Origin of the sequence: Aeromonas sp. Marseille-Q5825, from assembly GCF_946892685.1 — a bacterium.
In the GTDB taxonomy this organism is placed as follows: domain Bacteria; phylum Pseudomonadota; class Gammaproteobacteria; order Enterobacterales; family Aeromonadaceae; genus Aeromonas; species Aeromonas rivipollensis.
The window spans coordinates 1,077,983-1,104,678 of sequence record NZ_CAMPOU010000001.1 but is presented as its reverse complement, the minus strand read 5'-3'; the positions used below and the strand labels follow the sequence as shown (position 1 = coordinate 1,104,678).

Sequence of the window (26,696 nt, the reverse complement as noted above, 5' to 3'; positions counted from 1 at the left end):
CAGCCGTGGAAAGCGCCACCAAGCCCCGCCTGCGTGAACAAGTCAGGACTGCAATGCACTTGCATCACTACAGCATCCGTACAGAAAAGTTTTACTGGCACTGGATCCGCTATTTCATACGCTTCCATCCACTGAGGTACCCACTGGATCTCGGTGTCCTCGTGCCATTCCTGAATTGCATCCAAGCTACCGCTCGACAGCCTCCAGTCTGCTGCTTGTGATCCACGCGATGTCTCTGGCCTGACTCATAGGTGACTCCAAAGAGGACATTTCCAAACGACTATCCTAGCGGGCAAAAGAGATAAGAAAAAGAGGGACATGGCCGTTTCCCAAGCCAGATCAAGAAATTACCCCTTCTTGGAAGAATGTATCAGCATCTCGTATGACCATGGGGTATCGAAGCGGCGGGTATCCTGAGCCATTGCCGCATGGCACCTGGCGGACAGGGGGAGCCCCCCCCCTCCCCTGTCTGGATAAACAACAGCCTGCCGCCATGTGTGGACGCGATGGATGACGCTCTGTCGATCGCCCCAGGCACTCACCACGACAACGTTGGCAACAGGGCCTCCATCCCCTGTGCCAGGAGCAAAATTTTCTCGCAAACGATTGGAAAAAGAAAAGACGCCTCAAGGGCGCCTTTTTGACAGTTTTGCGTTATCGGCAAGAAAAGCGTTAGCCGCTTATTCCCATTCGATGGTTGCGGGCGGTTTGCCGGAGACGTCGTACACCACGCGGGAGATACCGTTGATCTCGTTGATGATGCGATTCGACACATGGCCGAGGAAGTCGTACGGCAGGTGGGCCCAGTGGGCTGTCATGAAGTCGATGGTCTCGACGGCGCGCAGGGCGATAACCCAGTCATACTTGCGGCCATCGCCCATGACGCCGACGGAGCGCACCGGCAGGAAGACGGCGAACGCCTGGCTGACCTGGTTGTAGAGGTCGGCCTTGCGCAGCTCTTCGATAAAGACGGCATCTGCCTTGCGCAGCAGGTCGCAGTACTCTTTCTTCACCTCGCCGAGCACCCGCACGCCCAGACCCGGACCCGGGAAGGGGTGACGGTAGAGCATGTCGTAGGGCAGACCGAGTTCCAGACCAACGCGGCGCACTTCGTCCTTGAACAGCTCGCGCAGCGGCTCCACCAGACCCATCTTCATCTCTTCCGGCAGGCCGCCGACGTTGTGGTGAGACTTGATGACGTGGGCCTTGCCGGTCTTGCTGGCGGCAGATTCGATGACGTCAGGGTAGATGGTACCTTGCGCCAGCCACTTGGCGTTTTTCAGCTTCTTGGCTTCGTCGTCGAACACTTCCACGAAGACGCGGCCGATGATCTTGCGCTTGGCTTCCGGCTCGTCTTCACCTGCCAGGGCAGAGAGGAAGCGCTCTTCGGCATCGACCTTGACGATCTTGAGGCCGAAGTGATCGCCAAACATCTCCATGACCTGGGTGCCTTCGTTCAGGCGCAGCAGGCCGTTGTCGACGAAGACGCAGGTCAGGCGATCGCCGATGGCGCGGTGCACCAGCATGGCGACCACGGAGGAGTCCACGCCGCCGGAGAGGCCCAGGATCACTTCATCGTCACCCACCTGCTCGCGGATGCGGGCGACGGCGTCGTCGATGATGGTGGCCGGGGTCCAGAGGCATTCGCAGCCACAGATCTCCTTGACGAAGTGCTCCAGCATGCGGGCACCCTGACGGGTGTGTGTCACTTCCGGGTGGAACTGCACGCCGTAGAAGCGACGGGCCTCATCGGCCATGGCCGCATGGGGGCAGGTCGCGGTCTGGGCTATGGTGGTGAAGCCGGCGGGGATCTCGGTGACCTTGTCGCCGTGGCTCATCCAGACGTCCAGCAGGGCGTGGCCGTTCTCTGCGATGGCGTCTTCGATGTTGCGCAAGAGGGCGCTGGTCTTGCCGGAGTGGCCCAGCACTTCGACCTGGGCATAACCGAATTCACGCAGGGTGGAGGATTGCACCTTGCCGCCCAGCTGCTCGGCCATGGTCTGCATGCCGTAGCAGATGCCAAACACCGGCACGCCGGCGTTGAAGACGTACTCGGGGGCACGGGGGCTGTCCGCCTCGGTCACGGATTCCGGGCCGCCGGAGAGGATGATGCCGCTCGGATTGAATTCGCGGATCTGCTCTTCGGTTACGTCCCAGGCCCACAGCTCGCAGTAGACGCCGATTTCACGGACACGACGGGCGATGAGCTGGGTGTACTGGGAACCGAAATCCAGGATGAGGATGCGGTGCTGGTGAATGTCTTTAGTCATTTTATTCCTGCATCAGGCTGATTTATCACAAAAAGCGTGGGGATAAAAACGTGTTAAAGAAACGGGGCCAGAGCCCCGTTTCATCAGCCCATCCGGTAGTTGGGGGCTTCTTTGGTGATGGTCACGTCATGGACGTGGGACTCTTTCATCCCGGCGCCCGAGATGCGCACGAACTCGGCCTTGGTGCGCATGTCGTCTATGGTGGCGCAGCCGGTCAAGCCCATGGAGGAGCGCAGGCCGCCCATCTGCTGGTGAATGATCTCTTTCAGGCGGCCCTTGTACGGCACGCGCCCTTCGATACCTTCCGGCACCAGCTTGTCGGCGGCGTTGTCGGTCTGGAAGTAGCGATCGCTGGAGCCCTTGGACATGGCGCCGAGGGACCCCATGCCGCGGTAGGACTTGAAGGAGCGGCCCTGATAGAGCTCGATTTCGCCCGGCGCCTCTTCGGTACCGGCAAACATGGACCCCACCATGACGCAGCTTGCGCCCGCGGCGATGGCCTTGGCCACGTCGCCGGAGAAGCGGATGCCGCCATCGGCAATCACCGGCACGCCGGTACCTTCCAGGGCGTCAACGGCGTCGGAGATGGCGGTGATCTGGGGCACGCCGACACCGGTCACGATGCGGGTAGTGCAGATGGAGCCAGGGCCTATGCCGACCTTGACGGCATTGACGCCGGCAGCGACCAGCGCCAGGGCGCCGGCGGCAGTGGCCACGTTGCCACCGATGATTTGCAGCTCAGGATAGGCATCGCGGGTCGCCTTGATGCGATCCAGCACGCCCTGGGAGTGGCCATGAGAGGAGTCAATCAGCAGCACGTCCACACCGGCTTCCACCAGGGCGGCGACGCGCTCCTCGTTACCGGCACCGGCACCGACGGCGGCACCGACCCGCAGACGGCCGCGCTCGTCTTTACAGGCGTTCGGCTTGCGCTCGGCTTTCTGGAAGTCTTTGACGGTGATCATGCCCTTCAATTTGAAGTCGGCGTTCACCACCAGCACCTTCTCGATACGGTGTTTCTGCATCAGGGCAACCACCTCTTCGCGAGGGGCCCCTTCACGCACGGTGACCAGACGATCCTTCTGGGTCATGATCTGTTCAACGGTCTGGGAGAGATCGATCACGAAGCGCACATCACGGCCGGTGATGATGCCGACAAGCTGGTTGCCGTCAGTGACCACAGGGTAACCGGCGAAACCGTTCTTGTGGCTCAGCTCCTTGACCTGGGCAATGGTCATGTCAGGGCGTACGGTGACGGGGTCGGAGACCACGCCGCTCTCGTACTTCTTGACCTTGCGCACTTCGGCAGCCTGCTGCTCGATGGACATGTTCTTGTGAATGAAGCCGATACCGCCTTCCTGGGCCAGTGCGATAGCCAGACGGGCTTCGGTCACTGTGTCCATGGCAGCGGAAATCATCGGGATATTCAGGGAGATAGCAGACGTGAGCTTGGTACGCAGGTCGGCGGTATTCGGAAGAACAGTGGAGTGTGCTGGAACCAACAGTACATCGTCGAAGGTCAGCGCTTCTTTGGCAATCCTGAGCATGGCAATATCTCACCGTTGAGGAGTGGGGGTGTAAAATATTGCCGACAAATTTTACTCATGCATTGGTCACTGGTAAAGAAGTTTTTTGAATTTTTTATGGTGTAGCCCGGTTTAACGCCGCCAACGGGGCAAAAAACCAATAAATTCAGGCGTAACCATGCCTTTTTTCGCGACAAGATGATCTTTTTTGCCGTTGGCAGCCAAATGCCCGCCAGGCGCCCCTCGGGTCACTTTTTAACAATTCCCCTCCCCCTCTCGGGACCGCCACTCAGCCCCCCTGATAACGACCGGGTTTGTGCCAGTTCATCAGCATGGCGTTCATGGCGAGCGCGCTCAGGGTGGACCAGAGCAGCAGGGAAAGCGGCAGGGTGAGCAGGGAGAGCGCAAATACCAGCACATCGAGCACCATCTGGCTCTTGCCCGCGTTGATGCCGGTGCGCCTTTGCAACCAGAGCGTCACCACGCCTATGCCCCCCACCGAAGCGTTGTGGCGGGCGAGGGATAACACCCCCATGCCGAGGAAGGTGCCCCCCACCAGGGCGGCAAACAGCGGGTGGATGTAGCTCACCGTCAAGAGCAGCGGCACCCCCTGGGTGGCAGCCGAGAGCGCCACATTGACCACCAGCGTCTTGAGCATGAAGCCCCGCCCCATGGTGAAGTAGCTGAACACCAGAAAAGGCAGGTTGGCCAGGAAGAAGAGCACCCCTATGGGCAGGCTGCTGACGTGGGCGAGCAGCAGGGCTATGCCCGCGATGCCGCCGGTGATCATGCCGGAGCACTTGAGCAGGTTGAGGCCGACCGCGATGAACATGACCCCGAGGATCATACCGTAGACGTCGTCCTTGAGGGTGTGGGCCAACCCTCTGCCCACAGCCGCCGGCTGCATGGTCATTTCACCTTCCATATGACTCCTTGACACGAATTGATTGTGGCGTCCCTTGCCCGAAAACCAGGCCGTTCCGGTACGGATGGCGGCGGTGCATTCAGCCTGCTGGCACCAGCCCCCGACCTTGCGGCCCCCTGCCCCTGACATCGCCATTATGGACATGACAAGTCACAGCAAAAAGAGCGCCAATCAAAACAAGAGTCCGAGATACCATCAAAAATCGAATTTAAATACCGCATAGCCATCAGAAAACAGATGGATCATACCAATCCAGGGATCGACTCCCGTGCAGGATCAGCATGTTTACCCAATTAACCACAAAACGTGTCGTGGTCCTTCCTGATAAACTCGTTTATTCGGTTGATCATGCCGATAAAATGTCACTTTACAGCATGGAAGATGCCCATCAGGAGGGCGCCATGGGGCTGTCTGGCATGTTTCTGCGGGATTGGGCCCAAGGACAAACAACAAGGAAATGCACCATATTAGGGCGTGCGCACCAAATGTGTGCAATTTGGGGCCCTGCGCTTGCCTCGCCCGGCGCGACTTGGGTGGGATGCGCCGGCCCTCATCCCCCGCTTCATGCCTCGGCGCCATAAAAAAGTCGGCCCCAAGGCCGACTCGCTGCACACCATCACAGGCGCCCCTTATTTGAGGTACTTGCCGTCTGCCCCCACCTTACCGGGGCCGTTCAGCACCCAGACTCGTGCCGAGTAGGCGGGCACCTGGAAGCTCAGGCTGCCGTTGCCATTCGGGGAGCTTGCCGCCATGATGCAGAGCCTCTCCTTCTCATGTCGGGCAGGACGAGCATCCAAGGGAGTGGAGATGAGAACATCGGATTACGTGCGGCTGCTGGTGCTGGCGGCCATCTGGGGCGCCAGCTTCCTGTTCATGCGCATAGCGGCGCCCGCCTTTGGCTCGGTCAACACCACCTTCCTGCGGGTCTTCTTCGCCCTGGTCGGGCTCGCCGCCATGCTGTTGCTGCTGCGCACCCCCATGCAGTTCCAGGGCAAGCTCAAATCCATCATGGTGCTCGGCATCATCAACTCGGGCGTGCCCTTCCTGATGTACGCCATCGCTGCTCTCTGGCTGCCCGCCGGCTACTCGGCCATCCTGAACGCCACCACCCCGCTGATGGGGGCCCTCATCGGCTTCTCCTTCTTCAACGAGACGCTGACCTTGCGCAAGTGGAGCGGCGTCATGCTGGGGCTGATGGGCATAGCCCTCATCACCACCACGGGGGAGGTGAGCCTGACCGGCAATCTCGTCACCGGCGTGCTGGCCTGCCTCATCGCCACCGCCTGCTATGGCTGTGCCGGTTTCCTGACCCGGCGCTGGATCAGCGAGCGGGGCGGCCTCGATGCCAAGCTGGTGGCCTTTGGCAGCCAGCTCGGTGCCTGCCTCTTCCTGCTCCCCTTCTTCGGTTACACCCTGGTGACAGGCCCCGCCGTCAACTGGGCCCTCCCCGAGGTGTGGGCCAGCGTGCTGGCGGTCGGCTTCATCTGCACCGCCCTCGCCTATCTGATCTACTTCAGGCTGATCGCCGATATCGGGCCCCTGCGCTCCCTGACGGTCACCTTCCTGATCCCGCCCTTTGGCATCCTGTGGGGCTATCTGGTGCTGGGCGAAACCCTCACCGGCGGTTTCGTGGCGGGCGGCGCCATCGTCTGTCTCGCGGTCTGGCTGGTGGTGAGCCCGAGCAGGGCCACCAAACCGGCCAAGGCGCAGCCACAGGGCTGAACGCTATCTGCCGGGCCCCGTGGCTCGGCAGATAGCACAGGCAGACTGGACCGCTGCTGCCATAGACACGGACTCGGCGGATGGACTGAACTGGGGTAAGATGTGCCCCATCGTTTTCTCCCCGCTCCGGCGGACACAGCAGCAGGGCCAGCCTTGAACCACCTCGACGAATCCAGCCAGAGCAGGCAACAGCAGATCTTCACCGTCACCCGCCTCAACAGCGCCGTGCGCATGATACTGGAGCAGGATCTGGGGCTGGTGTGGCTGACGGGGGAGCTCTCCAACCTGGCGATGCCAAGCTCGGGCCACTGGTACTTCTCCTTGAAAGACATCTCGGCCCAGGTGCGCTGCGCCATGTTCAAGGGCAACAACCGCCGGGTGCCGTTCCGGCCGCAAGATGGCATGCAGGTACTGGTGCAGGCGCGGGTCTCCCTCTATGAACCCCGCGGCGACTACCAGCTCATCATCGAATCCATGCAGCCCGCCGGGGACGGCATGCTGGCCCTGCGCTTCGAGGAGCTCAAGCGCCGCCTCGACGCCGAAGGGCTGTTCGACGAGGGCCGCAAGCGCCCGCTCCCCCGCGAACCCCGCGCCGTGGGGCTGGTCACCTCGGCCACCGGCGCCGCCCTGCACGACATGCTGACGGTACTGGGGCGCCGCGCCCCGGATCTGCCGGTCTTCATCTACCCGACCCAGGTGCAGGGCAGCGCCGCCATCGGCCAGATCGTCTCTGCCATTGCCCTGGCCAACCGCCGCGCCGAGGTGGATGTGCTCATCGTCGGGCGCGGCGGCGGGTCGCTCGAAGATCTCTGGTGCTTCAACGAGGAGGCGGTGGCCCGCGCCATCGCCCACTCCGCCATCCCGGTGGTGAGCGCCGTGGGCCACGAGGTGGACGTCACCATCAGCGACTTCGCCGCCGACTTGCGCGCCCCCACCCCCTCCGCCGCCGCCGAGCTGGTGGCACCGGACAGAAGCGCCCGCGCCCAGCGCCTGGTTCACCTCAAGCAGCGTCTGGTACAGGCCATCTCCCGGCGCCAGACCGCCGCCAGCCACCAATTTGCACTGCTGCAAAAGCGGCTCGATCACCAGGATCCCAAGCGCCGGCTGGAGCAGCAGTCCCAGCGTCTGGACGAGCTGTCCGGCCGCCTGCAGCAACTGCTCAATCTGCGCCTGCATCAGGGGGAGCGGCGCCTCGCGAACCTCGAGCTGCGGCTGCAGGCCAGGAGCCCTTCAACGCTGCTGGCCGCCGGCAAGCGCCGCCACCAGCTGGCCGAGGAGCGGCTCCATAGCCTGATGAGCAAGCGCCAGGATCTGGCCGCCCACCGCCTCGCCATGTTGAGTGCCCGGCTCGACGGGATAAGCCCGCTGGCCACCCTGGGGCGGGGTTACTCCATCACCCGCACGCCAAGTGGCGAGGTGATAAGCCGCGCCGCCCAGGTGAGCCCGGGCCAGCAACTGGTCACCATGCTCGCAGAGGGGGAGCTGCGGGTGCGGGTGGAGGAAGTGCACAACCAATAACTAAGGGTGGGCGTCAGGCGGCACCCTTTCGTTCCCTCCTTAGTCTTGCCCCTGCCCGCTACACCCGCGAATGATGCCGGGCCCCGCCCGGATGAGTGGTGGGGGTTGCCGCCTCCCCTCCCAGGGGATTTGACTGCAGATATTCGAACAAGCCCGCCTGCAGATTGACGTTCCAGAAGCGCCCCGCCAGGGTCAGCGCCAGTGCCTCCCCGGTCAGCTCGGCCAGGCCATGCTGCTGCCAGCGCTCAAAGAGCGGCAACAGATGCGCCCGCAAGGGGGATGGCAAGCGCCCGAGGGCAAGCCAGCCGGTATCGAGGCCACCGCGCAGCAAGCCGTCCATGGACGCGTTGGGGTTGGGCCTCATCACCATGCCGGGGGCACGCAGATCGGCGGCCAGCGCCTGGTGCCAGGCCCCTAGATCCCGGCCATACATGAGGCCGTGGCCATGAATGCTGCCCCCCGCCCCCGCACCGAAGGGGAGGATCTCGGCGCCGCGCTTGGCCATCTGGTTGTAGCGGCTCTGCTCGGCCTCGCTTCGCCGCCAGTGGCTGCAGGAGAGCCGTTGCCAGCCCCCCTGCTCCAGGGTGCGGGCGCCATAGGCATACATGGTCGCCCGCTGCTGACCATCGGCGGACCAGCCGAGCCGGCCCTTCTCCTGCACCCGATCCAGATTGGTGCCCTGCATGGGGATGAGCTGATAGAGATCCACCCCGTGCACGCCGCTGGTCATCACATCCGCGATGTCCTGGCGCCACAGGGCGTCATCCTGCCCCGGCAGGCCGAAGATGAGATCCGCCACTATGACGGCGGCGTCATCCCGGGTCAGCTCCTCCAACCGGGCGAGCAGTGTCTCCCTGTCGTCGAAACGGGCCGCCTGCTGGCGCACCTCTGTGTTGAAGCTCTGCACCCCAAACGAGAAGCGGTTGAAACCCCCCTCGAGAGCCGTCTGCCACTTCTCATCATCAAAGCCGTTGAGCCGCCCCTCCAGGGTTATCTCCGCATCGGCCATCAGCGGAAAACGGCGGATAGCCTCGGCGAGGCGCGCCAGATCGTCCGCCGCCATGTCGGTGGGGGTGCCGCCCCCCACATAGACGGCCGAGAAGGGGTGACTCTGGCCAAAGGGAGAGTCGGCGGCCCGGTGCAGACTGTCACACAGGGCCGCCATATAGCGGCTCATGCGCGCCGGGTTGGCGCCATTTTCGAAGAAGTTGCAGAAGCTGCAGCGCTTGCGGCAGAAGGGTACATGGATATAGAGCGCCCGCTCCTGGGCCTCGCTCGGCCGTTGCCACCAGGCTTGCCAGCCGGCGGCGTCCAGCGTCAGGGGGCCTGCGCCGCCCCGGCTGGCATGGGCCGAGGTCTTGGCGGTGAAGGCGAACTTCAGGGGTTCCGGGGTGGCGAGCCCCGTCATGGTCGGGGTGAACTGTGGCGTCATCACTGGCAGGTTACCGTCTGGAAATAATACAAATGATAACGAATATCAGTTAAGCCCTGTGTTGTGCTGGATCAAGTCAGGGGCATTGAGAGGACGTCATCTCCCCCTCTGCCTGGGCGCGAGAGCCGATGTAAAGCGAGATAATGCAGGAGGCGTGGCAGGAAGAGAGCCACTCTCCGGCGGGAGAGTGGTGGCACACACGCGATCAGGCCAGAGGAAGGATCCCGGCGGCGGGATCAGGGCGCTGACGCTGGGCTGGGCAGATCAGCCGTTGTCTATGATGATGGCGACCCGGCGATTCTCCGCCCGTCCGGCGGCGGTGCCGTTATCGGCGATCGGCGCCTCTTCACCGCGTCCACGGATGTCCAGGTTGGCCGCGGGCATCCCCACAGACGCCAGCACCTCGGCCACGGACTGGGCCCGTTTCAACGAGAGCTGCTCGTTGTAGGCCGCCTCGCCGTTGGAGTCGGTGTGACCGTCCACCCGGGCCCGGTTCAGCCCCACCTCAATCAGGGCCCTGCCCAAGGCTTCCACCACCTGGCGGGTGCCGGGATTGAGGGCCCCCACGTTGTTGGCAAAGAGCACCTTGTTGGAGATATCCAGGGTCCAGCCCTCGTCGGTCAGGTGAAACCCCTGCTCCTTGAGTGCGGCGATCTGCGCCTGCGTAAGGCCCTGGGGAGCGCTCTGGCAAGCCGCCAGCCCACCGAGCAAGAGTGCGAACAGACCTGCTCTCATCAGGTTGAAAAACGTCATCATTCTGGTCCTTTCATTATTTTCCATATCAATTTCACGTGGTTGTCTGGTTGTCTCTGTGTCCCTCCCTGCGTTGTCGTTTGGATTCATACATGGCACCGTCGGCGGCCTGCAACAGGGCATCCGCCGTCTCCCCCTGCTCGGGGTAGAGGGCTGCGCCGACGCTGATGCCGACCCCCAGATGACGGCCATCGCTCAAGACCTCGGGGGTGCTCATCGCCTGCTGGATCCGCATCATCACCTCCTGCACCTCACTCCCCTGATGCACCGGAAAGAGCAGGACCACAAACTCATCCCCGCCCAGCCGACACACCAGGTCCATGGGCCTGAGCTGATGCTGCACCCGCCGCGCCAGGGTGATGAGCACCTCGTCACCGATTGCATGGCCCAGGTTGTCATTGATCTGCTTGAAGCGATCACAGTCCAGATAGAGCAGGGCGAAGCGCTCCTGCCGGGTGCGCCCAGCCAGGATGGCTTGCTCCAGCCGCGCCTCGAACAGCGCCCGGTTGGGCAGACCAGTGAGGGGATCATGGGTTGCCTGGTGCAGCAGGGTGGCGTTCTCCCGCTTCTGGTGGGCCTGCCAGGCTTCCAGCTCGTCGAGCAGTGAATTGAAGTCCTCCCCGAGCTCGTGCAGCTCGGCGATGTTGGCCGCCGGCACCCGTTGCTTGAGGGCGCGCTGGCGGCTGACGTTGTAGGCGACCTCGGTCAGGGCCTTGAGGGGCGCCGTGATGGAACGCTGCATCCGGCGCGCCACATAGAGCGCCCCCAGGATACTGAGCAGCAGGCACAGCAGGGTAGCCATCAGGGTCTGCAACAGGAAGCGCAGCAGGTGCTGGCCGTGACCGACCAGGTGAACCTGGGCTATCTCCTTGTTCTCCCGCACTATGGGCTGCTCCACAGGTACCGGCAGAATAAGATGGGCCAGATGTTGCTCCAGACTGCTCCAGGGGGTCGTAATGTCCCGGCGCCAGCTCGCCAGCACCTGACCACCGGGCAGCAGAATGCGGGCGCTGGCCACGTCCTCCCGGGAGGTGATGGCCTCCAGGGCATCCTTGGCCGCATCCTTGTCATCGAACACCACGGCCGCTTCCGCGGTGTAACTGATGGCCCGTGCCACCAGCTTGAGGTTGTGATCCGCATAGAGGCGCAGCGCCAGCAGCGCCGTGATGGTCAGGAAGAGGCCCGCCATGCAGACGGCGGTCAGGGAGATCATCATGTGGGTGCGCCCCAGACTCTGGCGCAGGGTGAGGCGCGGGGCGACGGCGTGATACTTGAAGCTCATCGCGCCTCCTCATCCGCTCTGGCGAGCTTGAGCACGGCCGGGTGTACCCGCACGCCGCTGCGGGCCAGTGCATCCAGGTTGACCCGAAAACGGACCCTCTCTTTGCCGGCCTGCAGGCAGAACACCGCATCGGCGATGCACTCGCGGCTCTGCTCGCTGATGCTGAGGATGGCGTACCCCCGCAGACGTTCGAACAGGGAGAGCCGCTGCTCGGGGACCAGCACCCCCAGATAGATCACATCGCAGCGCTGGATCAGCGCCTCGTCGTCGACCTCGTAGCGATGCACATCGACCGGGCGGCCATTGGCCTGCTGGCGTATGGTGAGCAGCGACGCCGCATATTCCGTGGGCGCGGCGACGCAGAGCCGCAACCTGGCAGGCTCGCTGGGCCAGCGGGTGTAGCTCAGGATATCGAGCACGGTTTGCCGCACCAGCTCGCTGCGCACTTCCGCCGAGGTCGCCGGCGCCGCCTCGCAGGTCAGCACCCAGAGGCAGCACAGGGGCGTGAGCCACGCCAGGATCCGAAAAGAGGAGAAAAACTGCATGATGCCCGCGCTTATGCCCACATCGGTACCTGGGTGGTCCGACGCCCATGGAGGGAGTGCCAGAGAGGAGTCGCACCGAGCTTATCAGCCGCCCAGCGGCTGCCTATCCGTACTGGCATCGGCTGCGTCAGCGGCCGACGCAGCGAGGGCAACGCCACAGACCAGGACGGGCGCCCCGGGGGCACGCCTTCAGGGTTACTTTTTGCCAATCCCATATTCACGCAGCTTGTTGGCGATGGCGGTGTGGGAGACCCCGAGCCGCTTGGCCAACTGGCGGGTAGAGGGGAAGGCCGGGTAGAGCCGCTCCAGCAGCCGGCTCTCGAAGCGCTTCACCGCCTCGTCGAGCCCCCCCTCGAACCACTCGTCGATAAGGGGCATGGCGTCGGCCGCCACCGGCAGGTCCACGTGCTCGGGGCCTATTTCGTCCCCTTCCAGCAACGTCATGGCCCGATAGAGGCAGTTGCGCAGCTGGCGCACGTTGCCGGGCCAGCGGTAGGCGGTCAGGTACTCGGCCATGTTGCGGGTAAAGCGCGGGCGTGGGCGCTGCAACTCGCTCGCGAAGCGGGAGACGAACTGCTGGGCCAGGGCCATGATGTCCGCCTTGCGCTCGCGCAGGGGGGGCAGCGCCAGACTCAGCACGTTGAGGCGGTAGTAGAGATCTTCGCGGAACTTGCCTTCGTGTACCAGATCCAGCAACTGCTTCTGGGTGGTACAGATGAAGCGCACATTGACCCTCACCTCCTGCTCGTCCCCGACCCGGCGGAAGACGCCGTCTTGCAGCACCCGCAGGAACTTGGTCTGCAGATGGGGGGACATGTCGCCTATCTCGTCCAGCATCAGGGTGCCGCCGCTCGCCAGCTCCAGCACGCCGCGCTTGCCTTCGGTGTTGTTGCCAAAGGCGCCGGGGGCGTAGCCAAACAGCTCGCTCTCGGCCACGTTGTCCGGCATGGCGGCGCAGTTGAGCGCCATGAAGGGATGGCTGGATCTCAGGCTGGCGCCGTGGCAGGCGCGGGCAAGCAACTCCTTGCCGGTGCCGGTCTCCCCCACGATGAGCAAGGGGGCATCCTGCATCGCGAGCTTGGCGGACTGGGCCAGCACCTCCTTCATCTTCTGGCTCTCGGCCTGCAGGTGCTCGAAGCCCCCCACTTCCACCGCATGGAGCGCGCTGAAGTGCATGCCGACCCGGCGGGCGGATTTGAGCACCACAACGGCGCCGGCCAGGGCCTGTTTGCCCTTCTCTTCGGCCACGAACAGCGGCATCAGATCGCCGAGGTACTCCTCGCCGCCGAGGCTGAGTTTGCAGGTCTGGGGCTTGATCTCGCTCGCCTCCAGCCAGCGGGCGAAGGAGAAGCCCTTGACCAGGGAGCCGAGCGCCACCCCGCGCACCTCTTCCGGTGGCAGCGCCAGCGTGGTGAGGGCGGCCTGGTTGGCCTGGGTCACCCGCCCCTTGCTGTCGAGGGAGAAGACCAGATCCGGCAGCGCCTTGAGCAGGGCCTCTATCTCGTGGTGCTCCCGCTCGGAGGGCATGTAGGGGATGGTCTTGACGTCATAGACGCCGGGAATGCGGCGGATCTCCGGCATCAGATGCTGGAAATCGCGAAACTCCAGCTCGGGGAAATTGAGATAGATGATGCCTGAGGTATCGATTTCGATGCCGCGCAGATCGATGTTGTGCTCCACCAGTCGGTCGAGCAGTTCCCGGGTCAGGCCCAGACGGTCTTCACAGCTGACTTCAAGACGCATTCGGCACACACTTCCTAGCTAACATTCTGAATAGCCGGATGATACAGACTCGATCCCGCCAGTGCGAGCGCTCCCCCATAAAAATGCGGGCCCGCCCCGTTTTCACCGGGCAGGCCCTCTCAATGGAGATGCAGAGGCGCAGGATCTCAGCTCAGCAGCTCGTCCGTGCGTGCCGCCATGATGAAGTCGTTGCGATGCAATCCACCTATCTTGTGGGTCCACCAGCTCACTGTTACCTTGCCCCACTCGAGCAAGATCGCCGGGTGGTGGAACTCGGCCTCCGCCAGCTCGCCCAACCGGTTGGTGAAGGCCAGCGCCTCCTTGAAGTTGCGAAAGGCAAATTCTCGCCTCAGTTGCAGCTCGCCGTTCACCACCAGGGGCTGCCAGTCGGGGATGGCGTGCATCAGCTCGCTCAGCTCCTGCTCGGTCACCCTGGGGGCATCGGCGCGGCACGCTTCGCACCGCTGGTTTGCCAGTTCAGACATTCGGGACTCCTTTCATCAATGGAATGGGTTGGAAACGGATTCAACTCGCCTGCCGGCCAGAGGCCGGGGCAAAGCGGGGCGGACGCAGGCCGAGGCGACGGGCCTCCGCCACCGCCGCCATGATTTGCTGCGGCCCCAGGCGGTAGAGGCAATCCAGGCTCGGCAGCACGAAATAGACGGGCTGCATGATGTCGATGCGATAAGGGGTGCGCAGCACCTCCAGCAGATCGAAGGGTTGCAGCACCGGCTTGCCGGAAAGGGCATAAGCGGTCTCGCCGATGGAGGAGAGGATGCCGCCACCGTAGATGCGCAGCCCCTCCCCCTCCTGCACCAGACCAAACTCCACGGTGAACCAGTAGAGCCGCGCCAGATAGACCCGCTCCTCCTTGCTGGCGTTCAGCCCGAGCTGGCCATAGAGGTGGGTGAAGTGGGCGAAGGCGGGGTTGGTCAGCATGGCGCAGTGGCCGAAGATCTCGTGGAAGATGTCGGGCTCTTGCAGATAGTCGAGCTCGTCCCGGCGGCGGATGAAGGTAGCCACCGGAAACTGGCGATCCGCCAGCAGGGCAAAGAAGCGATCGAAGGAGATGAGCGCCGGCACGGCGGCCACCGACCAGCCGGTGGTGGGGGTCAGGGCGGCGTTGATCTCCCCCAGTTGCGGGATACGATCCCGGGGCAGTGCCAGCCTATCCAGCCCCGCCAGGTATGCGTCGCAGGCCTTGCCCTCGAGCGCCGCGAGCTGGCGCGCGATCAGGATCTGCCAGGTCCCCTGCTCTTCCTCCGAGTAGTGGATGCAACCCTGATCGTCCGGTTGGTGTGCTGTGTAGCTACTTGCCATGATCCCTGCCATCTTCGGCCCCTAAAGGCCCCTTGTCGTTGCTCTTCAGGATCACTGTAACGGCTTGCCCATCAAAAAAGCAGCCGACCCCTAGGTCGGCTGCCTGCCACAGATGTAAATAATTTGTGACATCTCGATATGCTTTCCCGGGGCGCTGCCGTGGTTGAGGCAAGCCGCCCGGGGGATGGCTCAGGCAGGGAGATCACAGCCCTTGAATGGCCCCTATGACTTGCGAAGATAGCCCGCCAGCTGGCCGACAAGCCGCTTGCGCAGCTCACCGAGCTTGGGTTTCTCGTCCGCACACCAGGGCAGCGGGCGGCACGCCTCTATGGCGCGCAGCCCCAGGCGGGCGGTGAGCAGGCCGGCCCCCACCCCTTGCGCGGCGCGGGCGGAGAGCTTGGCGGTGAGCTCGGCCCCCAGCAGATCCATGCCCACCTCTGTCACCAGCTCGGTGGCGCCGGCATAGAGCATGTTGCGAAACACCTGGCGGATGAGGCGAATGCGGCTCCAGTAGCCGAGCTCGATGGCGTAGACATCGGCGATGTCCTCTATCATCCGCAGATTGCGCCACAGCATCAGCATCATGTCGACAGTGGCGAGCGGGCTCAGGGCCACCAGCACGGCGGCCTCCCCCGACCATTTGGCGACCCGGGCCTGGGCTAGCTTGTCCCGCTCGCCAAGCACCAGCTGGCTGTAGAGGGTCAGCACCTCCCGATCGCTGTGGCTCTCATCGAGCTGGCCGAGCCAGGTCTGATACCCCTCCCGCCCCTTGTCGCCACTCTTTTCGGCCAGGGCCTCGCAGAACGCCTGCCCCTGCCCCACCCCCTGATGGGCCAGCAGATCTTCCGCGCGGGAGCGCACATCCTGGCGCCGCTTGAGGGTGCGCAGCCGCAGCCACTCGCGCCCGACCACGCCAGCCGTGCCCACCGCCACCAGGCCAGAAGCCAGCAACCAGGCACCGCCCCAGAGCGGGGTTGTGAGAAACTGGTCGTAGAGGAAGGCGCCAAACTGGCCCAGGGAGAGCAGGCCGACCGCCCCCAGCCCCCAGCCCAAGAAGCGATGGCGGCGACGGGGCCGCACCGTCAGGGCTTGGGCCACCTCGGTGAACTCATCGAGCTCCTCGAGGCGCTCGAAGCTCTCTTCTTCCAGCCGCTGGGCCGGGGCCGGGGGCGGCGCCTCGCTCGCCACCGACAGGGTCGGCTCCAGGATCACCTTGCCTTGCAGCGGCATCGTCTGTGTTGTCTGATCGTTCATCTTGTTCTCTGCTCCTTGGTGCGGCGCCGGTTATTCGAGGTGATCCCCGAGCAAGAACTCCAGTGCCGCGTCCAGCCGGATATGGGGCAGCGCCTGATGGGCGCTCATGGGCATGGGGCGAAATGCCTGAAAATCAAAACCTTGGCTTTGCCACCACTGGGCAGGCGGGATCTGGGGCGGTACCTCCCCGGGGAAGAGCAAGAGCGGCTCCCCTGCCAGGCTGGTGCCACGGATGGCCGGGAACTCGCGGCCATTGGCCTGCCCCTTGCCCACCTCTGTGGCCTTGATGGCGGCCAGTGCCAGGCATTCGGTCTCTATCCCCTCGAAGCGGGCCTGGCCCCGGCCGCTGCTCACCAGATGCTGGAGCAGGGAGACCAGGGGCCCATGCTGCTCCGGGGTGACGTGATCGGCCTTGCTCGCCACGAACAACAGCTTGTCGATGCGCGGGGAGAACAGGCGGCGCCACCAGTTGCTCTTGCCATAGGCGAAGCTCTCCATGATGCGGGCTATGGCCTGCTGCATGTCGCCAAAGCTGGCGGCCCCGGCGTTGAGGGGCGCCAGGCAGTCCACCAGCACTATCTGGCGATCGAAGCCTGCGAAGTGCTGCTCGTAGAAGCCCTGCACCAGGTGCTGCTTGTACTGCTCGAAGCGCTGCTTGAAGGTGGCGTAGAGGCTGCCATCGGCGGGCTCCTGGGCCGGTTTGTCCCAGACCCAGGGCACGAATTGCAGCAGCGGCGCCCCGGCATACTCCCCCGGCAGCACGAAACGGCCCGGCTGGATGAGGTGCAGCCCCAGCTCGCGCTTGCAGGCGTGCAGATAGTCGGTGTAACGCGCCGCCAGCTGGCTCGCCGGCCGCTCCTCGAAGGCTTGCTCGGCCTGCCAGCCGGGGGTCAGCCAGTCGGCGGCCAGGGCCTGCAGCTCGGGGCGACGCAACTGGTTTGCCACCTGCTCGCTCCACTGCTCGTAGTCGAGATCCAGCAGCGGCAAGTCCAGCAGCCACTCGCCGGGGTAGTCCACCAGATCCACATAGAGGGTGGAGATCTCCCCCAAGTGCCGGCGCAAGGGGTGGCGGGTGCGGTAGCGGATTTCCAGGCGCACCTCGGCCACCCCACGTGTCGGCTCGGGCCAGGCAGGGGGCTCGCCGAACAGGGCGTCTAGGCCCCGCTCGTAGGGGAAGGTGGGAATGTGGGCATTTTGCTGGGGAACCCGGCGAGCGCCGAGGATCCGCCCCTGGCGCTGGGCATCCCACAGGGGCAGACGACCGTCGATGGCGGCGTGCTCCAGCTGATTGACCAACGCCGTGATGAAGGCGGTCTTGCCGCTGCGGGACAGGCCGGTGACCGCCAGCCGGATGTGGCGATCCCGAGCCCGGTTCACCACCTCAAAGGCCTTGTGCTGCAGCACAGACCACTTCTGCTCTAGTTTGTTGCGTATCAAGGCGGGTCTTTTTCTCCTGTCACAGCCGAACCATGGGGATAAGGGCCGGGGCCAGGGCCCCGCGCCCTTGCGGTACTCAGAGCTTGCTGAACTCGCGCTGCAGGGTGAACTCCTTGGAGGTCACCAGCTTCTCGATGCGTTGCAGTCTGGGCTCGAGCGTGTCGAGCTCCTGGGCGATGCGGCCGAGCGCCTGATGGGGGGTGACCCCCGCCTGCCAGCTGCGCGCCTTCATGCGCACCTCGGCAAAATCCGCCTCCTGCTCCCCGTAGAGGGTGACCGGCTTCTTGTCGAGCAGGAACCAGGCGGCTATGTAGGCGGTGAAGGTGATGAAACCGGCGAAGATGAGGCCTGTGATGGCCAGCAGCCGCACTATCCAGGTCTCCACCCCGAAGTAGTCGGCAAGACCGGCGCAGACGCCGGCTATCTTGCCCTTCTGGGGATCCCGGTAGAGATTGCGAGAGTTGTTCGAGGCGCTCATACCTTGTTCCTCCAGCCGGAGACTTCCGCATCCGCAATGAAACCCTGTGTACCGACCGACGCAGACCTCACGCCATGGCAGCCATAGATGGCATTCATACCTTGTTCCTCCAACCGGGGACCTCGGCATCCAGAATGGATTCCAGGGCCCCTACTCTCTCCTGCATCTTCTCGGCTCGGACCAGCAGGCCCTGCAACTGCTCCCGCTCATTGTCGGCGAGACCCGCACCGATCCGGCCCTTGGCGCGATAGTGCAGCACCAGCCAGATGGGGGCCACTATGACCATGAAGACGATGAGTGGCGTCGCCAATATCCCAAGAATGTCTTCCATTCATCACTCTCCTTTCGAGGCGGTGTCGCTCTGGCCGAGCTTCTGGCGCATGGCCTCGAGCTCGCGGCTGATCTGATCGTCCGCTTCCAGCTCGGCAAACTGCTGTGCGAGCGCCTTGTCGGACTGGCCGAGATCGGCGCGGGCTTCCATCTCGTCGATGCGGCGCTCCATGCGCTCGAACTTGCTGACCACGGCCTGGCTGTCGCCACGGGCCACCTGGCTTTGCACGTTCAAACGGCTGCTGGCGGCCTCGCTGCGAATGGCCATCGCCTTCTGGCGGGCACGGGCGTCTTCGAGCTTGGCTTCCAGCTGGCGGATCTCGTCGCCCAGCTTGTCGATGCCGCTGTCCACCGCCTGCTGCTCGCGATAGAGCGCCTCGGCAAGCTCGCTCTGCTTGTTCTTCTCGATGAGGGCGGCACGGGCCAGATCCTCGCGCCCCTTGGTCAGGGCCAGCTCGGCCTTGGCCTGCCATTCGTTCACCCGCTCCTGATGGCGGCTGACCTGACGGCCGATCTCTTTCTGGTTGGCGAGGAAGCGGGCCAGGTTGGAGCGCTCCTTCACCAGTTCATCTTCCATCTCCTGGATGATCAGGCGCACCATCTTCTGGGGATCCTCGGCCTTGTCGAGCAGGGACGTCAGATTGGAATTGATGATGTCGGCCAGGCGGGAAAAAATACTCATGGTTGTACTCCTGTGATGGGCATTGGGTTGTTTCTCCATTGACAATGGCAACTTGTGTGCCAATCTGGAACAATAATTAACTTGTTGATTTATATGGGCACTCTCCATGAGTTTCAAGACGCCCGGAACAAGAGATGATTAAAATAACCAACTTTTGGTAAGATTAACCAGATTTTTCAACGAACAGGGATCAGGATGACCACGGCCACGGAAAGTCTGTTGGGTGAGTCCAACGCGTTTCTAGAGATCATCGAGCAGGCCTCGCGACTCGCCCCTCTGCGCAAACCCGTGCTGATCATCGGCGAGCGGGGGACCGGCAAGGAGCTCATTGCCCACCGCCTACATTATCTCTCGGATCGCTGGGATCAAAGCTTTGTCACCATCAACTGCGCCACCTTGAGCGAGAGCCTGCTGGAAACCGAGCTGTTCGGCCACGAGGCGGGATCCTTCACCGGCGCCGCCAAGCGTCATCAGGGTCGCTTCGAGCGGGCCGATGGCGGCACCCTGTTCCTCGACGAGCTGGCCACCACCAGCGCCCGGGTGCAGGAGAAGCTGCTGCGGGTCATAGAGTACGGTGAATTCGAGCGGGTGGGCGGCGCCAAGGCACTCAAGGTGGATGTGCGCCTGGTGTGCGCCACCAACGAGGATCTGCCGCAGCTGGCGGCCCGGGGACAGTTTCGTCACGATCTGCTGGACCGGCTGGCCTTCGACGTCATCACCCTGCCCCCGCTGCGGGAGCGGCGAGAAGACATATTGATGCTGGCTGAGCACTTCGCCCACAGCATGACCCGGGAGCTGGGGTATCCGCTGTTTGCCGGCTTCTCCCGCAAGGCGACCCAGTTGCTGCAAGATTACCCCTGGCCCGGCAACGTGCGGGAGCTCAAGAATGTAGTGGAGCGCAGCCTCTACCGTCAGGGCAATCCGCAGTTGCCGCTCTCGGAGCTGGTGATCAACCCCTTCGACTCCCCCTGGCGCCCCCGTACCGGCAGCCCGTCCCCGGTTGCCAGCGAGGCGACCTCGGCAAGCGGCCCCCAGGCCATGAGCCTGCCACTGGATCTCAAGGGGGCGGTCGCGGAATACGAGATTAATTTACTCAAGCAAGCGATGCAGCAATCCCAGTATAATCAGCGCAAAGCCGCCCAATTGCTGACCCTGAGCTACCACCAGTTCAGGGGCATGCTGCGCAAATACCAGCTGCTCGAGGGGGATGACAACAATGGCAACATGGACAACGACTGACCCTCTGCCACCACCCGTTCCGAAGCATGCTGTGCAAATACCAGCTGCTCGAGGGGGATGACAACAATGGCAACATGGACAACGACTGACCCTCTGCCATCACCCCCGTCGAGACATGCCAGGCAAATACCCGCTGCTCGAGGGAATTGACGAGGGGGATGTTTGCACACCCCGATGGGACACCCTGCCCGGCAGGATCCCGCAACGCGCCCGCCCTCTGGCGGGCAACTCTGTCTGAAAACATGGTTCCAACATGAGAATGCTCACACCACTGCTGCTCGGCCTCCTGGTACTGGTCACCGGCTGTCAGAAACAAGACGATGCCTCCAGGACCGGGCTCATCTATTGTGCCGATGGGGCGCCCAGATCCTTCAACCCGCAGCTTGCCAATTCAGAGGCGACCCTGGATGCCAGCGCCCGCCCGCTCTACGATCGCCTGCTCGAGGTCAATGCCAATACCCTCAGCATCGAGGGGGGCCTGGCCACCCACTGGCGCAGCAGCGAGGACGGCCTCTCCTATACCCTGACCCTGCGCAAGGGGGTGACCTTCCATCGCACCCCCTGGTTCAATCCGACGCGCCACTTCAACGCCGACGACGTGCTCTTTACCTATCATCGCCTGCTGGACGAGCACCACCCCTTCCACAGCATCTCGGGTGGCGAGTACCCCTATTTTCACAGCCTGGGGCTGAGCAGTCTCATCAAGCGGGTCTACAAGAAGGGCCCCCATGAGGTGGTGTTCGAGCTGAACCGGCCGGATGCCTCCTTCCTCGCGACCCTGGCCAGCGACTACGCCATAGTGCTCTCGGCCGAATATGGCGAGCAGATGGACAAGGCTGGCACCCCCGAGCTGCTCGACAGCCGCCCCATAGGCACAGGGCCCTTCAGCTTCAAGGAGTACCGTCACAACGAGTTCGTGCGCTACCTGCGCCACCCCGGCTACTGGGGCGGCGAGGCGAAGATTGAGCAGCTCATCTACGACATCACCCCCAAGTCGTCCAAGCGGCTCGCCAAGCTGCTGACCGGCGAGTGCGACGTGATGAGCACCCCCTCCGCCAGCCAGCTGTCGGTGATAGACAAGGACTCCCACCTCAATCTGTCGGTGCAGTCGGGCATGAACGTGGCCTTCCTCGCCCTCAATACCCGCAAGGCCCCCTTCAACAAGGTGCAGGTGCGCCAGGCGCTGGCCAGTGCCATCAACGTGCAAAACCTGCTGCAGGCGGTCTATTTCGAGACCGGTCAGCCTGCCGCCAGCCTGCTGCCGCCGCTCTCCTGGGGCTACAACCCCTCCCTGACCCAGCGCAAGCCCGATCTGAAGCTCGCCCGTCAGTTGCTCAGGGATGCCGGCTACCCGCAAGGGTTCGAGATGCAGGTGCTGGTGCAGCCCGGCGCCCGCCCCTACAACCCGGACGGTCTCAAGACGGCCCAGCTGATGCGCAGCGATCTCGCCAAGATAGGGGTGAAGCTCAAGATAGTGCAGCAGGCCTGGCCGGTCATCGAGACCCGGCTCGCCCACGGGCAATATGACAGCCTGCTCTCCGGCTGGATCGCCGATAACGCGGATCCGGACAACTTCTTCCGCCAGCTGCTGAGCTGCGCCGCCGTCGAGCGGGGCAACAACTACAGCCGCTGGTGCAGCCCCGCCTTCGATCAGCTGCTGGACGATGCGGTGACCACACCGCAACTCGCCTTCCGCCTGCGCAACTATTACTATGCCCAGTCGCTGCTCAACGAACAGCTGCCGCTCATCCCGCTGGCCCATGCCCTGCGCACCCAGGTGAGCCGCAGTGACATCCAGGGACTGACCCTCATGCCCTTTGGCGGCACCACCTTCAACCAGGCCTATCGGGAGTGAACATGGCTGGCATCCATCCCATCGGTGGCATCTGGCCTCCCTTCCCATCGACGCACCCCTGCGCGGAGGCATAAGCATGTTTTTTTATATTCTGCGTCGCATCACATTGCTGGTGATCACCCTGCTGGTGCTGACCATGGGGGCCTACCTGCTGGAGTTTCGCCTCATCGGCCAGGTGCTGGACTTCTGGCATGGCTACCCGGACTTCCTGCAGCGCATCGTCGAGGGAGATTTCGGCCTCTCCAGCGTCTCCGGCCTGCCGGTGCTGGACGAGATCCGTCACTACTTCCCGGCGACCCTGACCCTCTGTCTCGCGGCCTTTGCCATCTCGCTGCTGGTGGGGATCCCGCTCGGGACCCTGGCGGCCCTCTACCAGGGGCGCGGCCTGGATCTCTCCATCATGGCCGCCGGCCTCATCGGCTACGCCGTGCCCGTCTTCTGGCTGGCGCTGCTGATGGTGATGTTCTTCTCCCTGGATCTCGGCTGGCTACCCTCCTCCGGTCAGATCAGCCTGCTCTACGACGTTCCCTCCATCACGGGGATCGCCATCGTCGACGTGCTGATGAGCCAGGAGCCCTGGCGCGAGGCGGCACTCCATGACGCCCTGCGCCACCTGGTGCTGCCGTCCCTGGTGCTGGCCGTGGTACCCACCACAGAGGTGATCCGCCACGTGCGCAGCTCCCTCATCGACGTGATGAAGCAGAACTACATCAAGGCCGCCGCCAGCCGTGGCCTCTCCCGCCGCCAGATCGTCTGGCGCCACGGCCTCAAGAATGCCCTGCCCCCCGTGCTGCCCCTGCTCGGCCTGCAACTCGGCAGCGTGCTCACCTCCGCCATGATCACCGAGGTAGTGTTCGACTGGCCCGGGATCGGCCGCTGGCTGGTGAGCAGCATAGCGCTGCAGGACTATGCCGCCATCCGCGGCGCCTTCCTGGTGGTGGCCAGCTTCGTCATCTTCATCAGCGTCAGCACCGAGTTGCTGACCACCATAATGTATCCGGCACGGCGCAAAGAACTCTATGCAAAACAAGACTGAGTATGCCCACAGCGGCACACACGCCAGCATGTCGGCCTCGCGCTGCTCACCGCCTTCATGCTGTATCCGGCACGGCGCAAAGAACTCTATGCAAAACAAGACTGAGTACGCCCACAGCGGCACGCACGCCAGCATGTCGGCCTCGCGCTGCTCACCGCCTTCATGCTGTATCCGGCACGGCGTAAAGAACACCATGCAAAACAAGACTGACCCCGCTCATGGCCAGGGCTGGAGCCTGCATCATGCACGATAAATCGAACATCTATCCGGAGCTCAAGATCCTCTCCCCCCTGGAGCAGACCTGGGCCTCCTACCGCCGCAATCCGCTGGCCATGGGGGGGCTCTGGTGCTTCGGCCTGCTGCTGCTCATCACCCTGGTGGGCCCCCTGGTGGTGCCCTACGGCATCGATGATCAGCACAGCGGCCGCCTGCTGCTGGCCCCCTCCTGGGCCAGCACGGGGAACATAGACTACTTCCTCGGCACCGACGATCTGGGCCGCGACATCCTCTCCCGTCTCGTGGTGGGGGCCCGCCTCACCTTCGGCAACGCCTTGCTGGTGGTGGTGATAGCGCTCCTCGTCGGCTCCGCCATCGGCATCCTGGGCGGCATGAGCAAGGGGGTGAAGTCGAGCGTGCTCCATCACCTGCTCGATACCCTGCTCTCCATCCCCTCCCTGCTGCTGGCCATCATAGTGGTCGCCATCCTGGGGCCAGGGCTGTTCAACACCCTGATCGCCATCACGCTGGCGCTGATCCCGCCCTTCATCCGGGCGACCTACAACGCCGTCCACGCCGAGATGCAGAAGGAGTACATCATCGCGAGCCGCCTCGACGGTTCGCCCCCCTTGCGGATCATGCGCCTCGCCATACTGCCGAACATAGTGGAAACCCTGGTGACTCAGACTACCCGGACCCTCTCTGCCGCCATCCTGGATATCTCGGCGGTGGGCTTTCTCGGCCTCGGTGCCCAGTCTCCCCAGCCGGAGTGGGGCGCCATGCTGGCGGATTCGAGCGATCTCATCTATCTGGCCCCCTGGACAGTGACCCTGCCGGGCATGGCCATTTTGTTCAGCGTGCTGGTGACTAACCTGGTGGGCGAAGGGATCCGCGAAGCGCTCAAAGAGGGGAACGATTGATGATACTGCGGCTCTATACCATCAAGGACGGCATGGCCCAGATGCAGCACGCCCTGTCACACCCTCATGAGGAGCGCCACTGATGCCCTTGCTCGACATACGCAACCTGACCATAGAGATCGACACCCCCCAGGGCAAGGTCAAGGCGGTGGACAGGGTCAGCCTGACCCTGAACGAGGGGGAGATCCGCGGCCTGGTAGGAGAATCGGGCTCGGGCAAGAGCCTGGTGGCCAAGGTGATCGTCGGCATCCAGAAGGACAACTGGACGGTGCGCGCCGACCGGATGCGCTTCAACGACATGGACTTGCTGACCATGGCCCCCAAGGAGCGACGCCGCATCATGGGCCGGGAGATCGCCATGATCTTCCAGGATCCCATCAGCTGCCTCGACCCCTCCGAGGAGATAGGCACCCAGCTGGAAGAGGCCATCCCCACCAGCGCCTTCGCCGGCAAGTTCTGGCAGCGCTTCCAGTGGCGCAAGAAGCGGGCCATCGCCCTGCTGCACAGAGTCGGCGTCAAGGATCACCGCAAGGTGATGCGGGCCTATCCCCACGAGCTGTCGGATGGCATGTGCCAGAAGGTGATGATCGCCATGGCCATCGCCAACCAGCCGCGGCTGCTGGTGGCGGACGAGCCCACCAGTGCCATGGAGTCCACTACCCACTCCCAGATCCTGCGGCTGCTGGACAAGATGAACAAGCTGGGCAACACCACCATCCTCATCATCAGCAACGACATCGCCGCCATCGCCAACCTGACCGACACCATCAACATCATGTACTGCGGCCAGATGGTGGAAGTGGGCACCCGGGATCAGATCCTCGAATCCCCCCGCCACCCCTATACGGACGCCCTGCTCAAGTCCATTCCCGACTTTGACAAGCTGGTGCGCCACAAGTCCCGACTCGAGACCCTGCCCGGGGTGATCCCCCCCCTGCAGCACCTGCCCATCGGCTGCCGCCTCGGCCCCCGCTGCCCCTACGCCCAGAAGCAGTGCGTGCAGACCCCGCTGATGAGCAAGGTCAAGGGACATCAATTTAGTTGCCACTTCCCCTTGAACATGGAAGAGCCGAAGAAATGAACCCGAGTCATCACCAGCCCATGCTCAATCAGCAAGGTCAAGGGAGATCCATTTCCCAGCTGCCACTTCCCGCTGAACATGAAAAAATCGAAGAAATGAGCCCGAGTCATCACCACTCCATGTCCAATCAGCAAGGCCAAGGGACATCCATTTCCCAGCTGCCACTTCCCGCTGAACATGGAAGAGCCGAAGAAATGAACCCGAGTCATCACCAGCCCATGTCCCATCGGCAAGGCCAAGGGACATCCATTTCCCAGCTGCCACTTCCCGCCGAACATGGAAGAATCGAAGAAATGAGCCTGACCGTGAATGCCGCCATAAAGGAGCCCAGCCAGTGATCGAACCCGCCCTGTTGCAGGTCAGGGGCCTGTGCAAGACCTATCAGAACCGCACCGGCCTGTTCCGGCGCCAGGCGGTGGAGGCCATCAAGCCCCTGTCGTTTGATCTCGGAGTGGGCCAGACCCTGGCCATCGTCGGCGAGGCCGGCTCTGGCAAGAGCACACTGGCGCGGATCCTGGCCGGCATGATAGAGCCGAGCGGCGGCGAGATCGCCATCGAGGGGCAGCCCCTGGTCCACGGTGACTATCAGACCCGCTGCAAGCTGCTGCGGATGATCTTCCAGGACCCCAATACCTCGCTCAACCGAAAGATCCGGGTCGGCCAGATCCTGGAGACGCCGCTGCGCCTCAACACGGCCCTGAGCGAGGAGGAGCGCCGGGAGAAGGTGGTCCAGACCCTGCGCATGGTGGGCATGCTGGCGGATCACGCCCTCTTCTACCCCCAGATGCTCTCCGCCGGTCAGCAGCAGCGGGTGGGGCTGGCGCGGGCGCTTATCCTCAACCCGAAAATCGTGGTCGCAGATGAGGCGCTCTCGACCCTGGACATCTCGGTGCGCTCCCAGATCATCAACCTGCTGCTGGAGATGCAGGAGACCACGGGGCTGAGCTATGTGCTGGTGGCCAACGATCTGGGCATCGTCAGCCACATCAGCGACGAGGTATTGGTGATGCACGAGGGCCGGGTGGTGGAGCGCGGCAAGACCCTCAAGGTGTTTGCCGATCCCCAGCACGACGTGACCCGCCGCCTGATCCAGAACTACAACAACGAATATCGCCGCTGATCCCCAGCCGTT

26 protein-coding genes are annotated in these 26,696 nt (G+C 63.6%); 10 read left to right on the top strand and 16 right to left on the bottom strand.

All coding sequences use genetic code 11. The features are described 5' to 3' along the window. Positions 1–5 precede the first annotated feature (5 nt). Entirely contained in the window at positions 6–221 is a 216-nt protein-coding gene (locus OC537_RS05115) for a phage integrase N-terminal SAM-like domain-containing protein (RefSeq protein WP_262109989.1), read from the top strand. A 459-nt stretch (positions 222–680) separates the two neighbouring features. Here the strand turns inward: OC537_RS05115 and guaA are convergent, their stop codons facing one another. The 4 genes from guaA to OC537_RS05095 all read right to left on the bottom strand — a co-directional run bounded on the left by guaA (position 681) and on the right by OC537_RS05095 (position 5,473). Continuing rightward, complete coding sequence (gene guaA, locus OC537_RS05110; protein WP_262109987.1) at positions 681–2,270, bottom strand: glutamine-hydrolyzing GMP synthase; 1,590 nt, start codon at positions 2,268–2,270, stop codon at positions 681–683. A gap of 83 nt (positions 2,271–2,353) precedes the next feature. Further along, entirely contained in the window at positions 2,354–3,817 is a 1,464-nt protein-coding gene (gene guaB, locus OC537_RS05105) for an IMP dehydrogenase (RefSeq protein ID WP_041205879.1), read from the bottom strand. Between the two features lie 268 nt (positions 3,818–4,085). Further along, entirely contained in the window at positions 4,086–4,721 is a 636-nt protein-coding gene (locus OC537_RS05100) for a YitT family protein (protein WP_111911013.1), read from the bottom strand. A gap of 629 nt (positions 4,722–5,350) precedes the next feature. Then, positions 5,351–5,473 carry a hypothetical protein gene (locus tag OC537_RS05095; protein ID WP_262109983.1) on the bottom strand — a complete coding sequence of 41 codons (123 nt, stop codon included), beginning with the start codon at positions 5,471–5,473 and terminating at the stop codon, positions 5,351–5,353. Positions 5,474–5,528: 55 nt separating this feature from the next. Between OC537_RS05095 and OC537_RS05090 the strand changes: the two genes are divergently transcribed. Continuing rightward, positions 5,529–6,443 (top strand): DMT family transporter, encoded by a 915-nt coding sequence (locus OC537_RS05090; protein ID WP_262109981.1) that lies wholly within the window; start codon positions 5,529–5,531, stop codon positions 6,441–6,443. A 153-nt stretch (positions 6,444–6,596) separates the two neighbouring features. Next, positions 6,597–7,961, top strand: coding sequence for an exodeoxyribonuclease VII large subunit (gene xseA / locus OC537_RS05085; protein WP_262109979.1), 1,365 nt, complete (start codon positions 6,597–6,599; stop codon positions 7,959–7,961). Between the two features lie 58 nt (positions 7,962–8,019). On the opposite strand, the gene hutW is transcribed toward xseA, so the two are convergent. The 12 genes from hutW to pspA form a co-directional block, all read right to left on the bottom strand. After that, positions 8,020–9,393: a heme anaerobic degradation radical SAM methyltransferase ChuW/HutW gene (hutW, locus tag OC537_RS05080; protein ID WP_262109977.1), complete on the bottom strand. Its 1,374-nt coding sequence runs from the start codon at positions 9,391–9,393 to the stop codon at positions 8,020–8,022. Positions 9,394–9,657: 264 nt separating this feature from the next. Further along, entirely contained in the window at positions 9,658–10,146 is a 489-nt protein-coding gene (locus OC537_RS05075; protein ID WP_106887963.1) for an OmpA family protein, read from the bottom strand. Positions 10,147–10,180: 34 nt separating this feature from the next. After that, a complete protein-coding gene (locus tag OC537_RS05070) occupies positions 10,181–11,428 on the bottom strand; it encodes a diguanylate cyclase domain-containing protein (protein WP_262109973.1) in 1,248 nt (415 codons plus the stop codon). Further along, the gene (locus OC537_RS05065) at positions 11,425–11,973 is read right to left on the bottom strand and encodes a YfiR family protein (protein ID WP_163149018.1); all 549 of its coding nucleotides are present in this window, start codon (positions 11,971–11,973) and stop codon (positions 11,425–11,427) included. The genes OC537_RS05070 and OC537_RS05065 overlap by 4 nt, the downstream gene beginning before the upstream one ends. A gap of 195 nt (positions 11,974–12,168) precedes the next feature. Further along, positions 12,169–13,716: a transcriptional regulator TyrR gene (gene tyrR, locus OC537_RS05060; protein WP_262109969.1), complete on the bottom strand. Its 1,548-nt coding sequence runs from the start codon at positions 13,714–13,716 to the stop codon at positions 12,169–12,171. Between the two features lie 146 nt (positions 13,717–13,862). Next, positions 13,863–14,201 (bottom strand): 4a-hydroxytetrahydrobiopterin dehydratase, encoded by a 339-nt coding sequence (locus OC537_RS05055; RefSeq protein ID WP_168234970.1) that lies wholly within the window; start codon positions 14,199–14,201, stop codon positions 13,863–13,865. A gap of 40 nt (positions 14,202–14,241) precedes the next feature. Continuing rightward, complete coding sequence (gene phhA / locus OC537_RS05050) at positions 14,242–15,036, bottom strand: phenylalanine 4-monooxygenase (RefSeq protein WP_262109965.1); 795 nt, start codon at positions 15,034–15,036, stop codon at positions 14,242–14,244. Between the two features lie 222 nt (positions 15,037–15,258). Next, positions 15,259–16,290 (bottom strand): YcjF family protein, encoded by a 1,032-nt coding sequence (locus OC537_RS05045; RefSeq protein WP_262109963.1) that lies wholly within the window; start codon positions 16,288–16,290, stop codon positions 15,259–15,261. A gap of 30 nt (positions 16,291–16,320) precedes the next feature. Beyond that, positions 16,321–17,727 (bottom strand): YcjX family protein, encoded by a 1,407-nt coding sequence (locus OC537_RS05040; protein ID WP_262109961.1) that lies wholly within the window; start codon positions 17,725–17,727, stop codon positions 16,321–16,323. A gap of 76 nt (positions 17,728–17,803) precedes the next feature. Further along, positions 17,804–18,205 (bottom strand): envelope stress response membrane protein PspC, encoded by a 402-nt coding sequence (pspC, locus tag OC537_RS05035; protein WP_106886959.1) that lies wholly within the window; start codon positions 18,203–18,205, stop codon positions 17,804–17,806. A gap of 94 nt (positions 18,206–18,299) precedes the next feature. Next, a complete protein-coding gene (gene pspB, locus OC537_RS05030; RefSeq protein WP_106886960.1) occupies positions 18,300–18,536 on the bottom strand; it encodes an envelope stress response membrane protein PspB in 237 nt (78 codons plus the stop codon). Positions 18,537–18,539: 3 nt separating this feature from the next. Beyond that, entirely contained in the window at positions 18,540–19,217 is a 678-nt protein-coding gene (gene pspA / locus OC537_RS05025; protein WP_106886961.1) for a phage shock protein PspA, read from the bottom strand. A gap of 195 nt (positions 19,218–19,412) precedes the next feature. On the opposite strand from pspA, the gene pspF reads away from it, so the two are divergent. The 7 genes from pspF (at position 19,413) to OC537_RS04990 (ending at position 26,684) form a co-directional block, all read left to right on the top strand. Then, a complete protein-coding gene (pspF, locus tag OC537_RS05020) occupies positions 19,413–20,456 on the top strand; it encodes a phage shock protein operon transcriptional activator (protein ID WP_262109956.1) in 1,044 nt (347 codons plus the stop codon). Between the two features lie 259 nt (positions 20,457–20,715). Next, complete coding sequence (sapA, locus tag OC537_RS05015) at positions 20,716–22,311, top strand: ABC transporter substrate-binding protein SapA (protein ID WP_106886963.1); 1,596 nt, start codon at positions 20,716–20,718, stop codon at positions 22,309–22,311. A gap of 76 nt (positions 22,312–22,387) precedes the next feature. Then, entirely contained in the window at positions 22,388–23,347 is a 960-nt protein-coding gene (locus tag OC537_RS05010; RefSeq protein WP_139746169.1) for an ABC transporter permease, read from the top strand. A gap of 242 nt (positions 23,348–23,589) precedes the next feature. After that, a complete protein-coding gene (locus OC537_RS05005; RefSeq protein ID WP_005325348.1) occupies positions 23,590–24,483 on the top strand; it encodes an ABC transporter permease subunit in 894 nt (297 codons plus the stop codon). A gap of 82 nt (positions 24,484–24,565) precedes the next feature. After that, on the top strand, positions 24,566–25,564 hold the full coding sequence (locus OC537_RS05000; RefSeq protein ID WP_005325353.1) for an oligopeptide/dipeptide ABC transporter ATP-binding protein: 999 nt from the start codon (positions 24,566–24,568) through the stop codon (positions 25,562–25,564). Continuing rightward, the gene (locus OC537_RS04995) at positions 25,561–25,902 is read left to right on the top strand and encodes a hypothetical protein (RefSeq protein WP_262109950.1); all 342 of its coding nucleotides are present in this window, start codon (positions 25,561–25,563) and stop codon (positions 25,900–25,902) included. Before OC537_RS05000 ends, OC537_RS04995 begins: the two co-directional genes overlap by 4 nt. Further along, positions 25,899–26,684 (top strand): ATP-binding cassette domain-containing protein, encoded by a 786-nt coding sequence (locus tag OC537_RS04990; RefSeq protein WP_111910994.1) that lies wholly within the window; start codon positions 25,899–25,901, stop codon positions 26,682–26,684. Before OC537_RS04995 ends, OC537_RS04990 begins: the two co-directional genes overlap by 4 nt. Positions 26,685–26,696: the final 12 nt, after the last annotated feature.

Bases quoted from the DNA above. Each gene is read 5' to 3' on its own strand.
- pspF (WP_262109956.1), top strand. From the start codon at position 19,413: ATGACCACGGCCACGGAAAGTCTGTTGGGTGAGTCCAACGCGTTTCTA.
- OC537_RS05010 (WP_139746169.1), top strand. From the start codon at position 22,388: ATGTTTTTTTATATTCTGCGTCGCATCACATTGCTGGTGATCACCCTG.
- hutW (WP_262109977.1), bottom strand. From the start codon at position 9,393: ATGACGCCACAGTTCACCCCGACCATGACGGGGCTCGCCACCCCGGAA.
- phhA (WP_262109965.1), bottom strand. From the start codon at position 15,036: ATGGCAAGTAGCTACACAGCACACCAACCGGACGATCAGGGTTGCATC.
- sapA (WP_106886963.1), top strand. From the start codon at position 20,716: ATGCTCACACCACTGCTGCTCGGCCTCCTGGTACTGGTCACCGGCTGT.
- tyrR (WP_262109969.1), bottom strand. From the start codon at position 13,716: ATGCGTCTTGAAGTCAGCTGTGAAGACCGTCTGGGCCTGACCCGGGAA.
- OC537_RS05055 (WP_168234970.1), bottom strand. From the start codon at position 14,201: ATGTCTGAACTGGCAAACCAGCGGTGCGAAGCGTGCCGCGCCGATGCC.
- OC537_RS05070 (WP_262109973.1), bottom strand. From the start codon at position 11,428: ATGAGCTTCAAGTATCACGCCGTCGCCCCGCGCCTCACCCTGCGCCAG.
- OC537_RS05075 (WP_106887963.1), bottom strand. From the start codon at position 10,146: ATGACGTTTTTCAACCTGATGAGAGCAGGTCTGTTCGCACTCTTGCTC.
- OC537_RS05000 (WP_005325353.1), top strand. From the start codon at position 24,566: ATGCCCTTGCTCGACATACGCAACCTGACCATAGAGATCGACACCCCC.
- pspA (WP_106886961.1), bottom strand. From the start codon at position 19,217: ATGAGTATTTTTTCCCGCCTGGCCGACATCATCAATTCCAATCTGACG.
- OC537_RS04995 (WP_262109950.1), top strand. From the start codon at position 25,561: ATGAACCCGAGTCATCACCAGCCCATGCTCAATCAGCAAGGTCAAGGG.
- OC537_RS05005 (WP_005325348.1), top strand. From the start codon at position 23,590: ATGCACGATAAATCGAACATCTATCCGGAGCTCAAGATCCTCTCCCCC.
- guaB (WP_041205879.1), bottom strand. From the start codon at position 3,817: ATGCTCAGGATTGCCAAAGAAGCGCTGACCTTCGACGATGTACTGTTG.
- guaA (WP_262109987.1), bottom strand. From the start codon at position 2,270: ATGACTAAAGACATTCACCAGCACCGCATCCTCATCCTGGATTTCGGT.
- pspB (WP_106886960.1), bottom strand. From the start codon at position 18,536: ATGGAAGACATTCTTGGGATATTGGCGACGCCACTCATCGTCTTCATG.
- OC537_RS05095 (WP_262109983.1), bottom strand. From the start codon at position 5,473: ATGGCGGCAAGCTCCCCGAATGGCAACGGCAGCCTGAGCTTCCAGGTG.
- OC537_RS05100 (WP_111911013.1), bottom strand. From the start codon at position 4,721: ATGGAAGGTGAAATGACCATGCAGCCGGCGGCTGTGGGCAGAGGGTTG.
- OC537_RS05045 (WP_262109963.1), bottom strand. From the start codon at position 16,290: ATGAACGATCAGACAACACAGACGATGCCGCTGCAAGGCAAGGTGATC.
- pspC (WP_106886959.1), bottom strand. From the start codon at position 18,205: ATGAGCGCCTCGAACAACTCTCGCAATCTCTACCGGGATCCCCAGAAG.
- OC537_RS05065 (WP_163149018.1), bottom strand. From the start codon at position 11,973: ATGCAGTTTTTCTCCTCTTTTCGGATCCTGGCGTGGCTCACGCCCCTG.
- OC537_RS05090 (WP_262109981.1), top strand. From the start codon at position 5,529: ATGAGAACATCGGATTACGTGCGGCTGCTGGTGCTGGCGGCCATCTGG.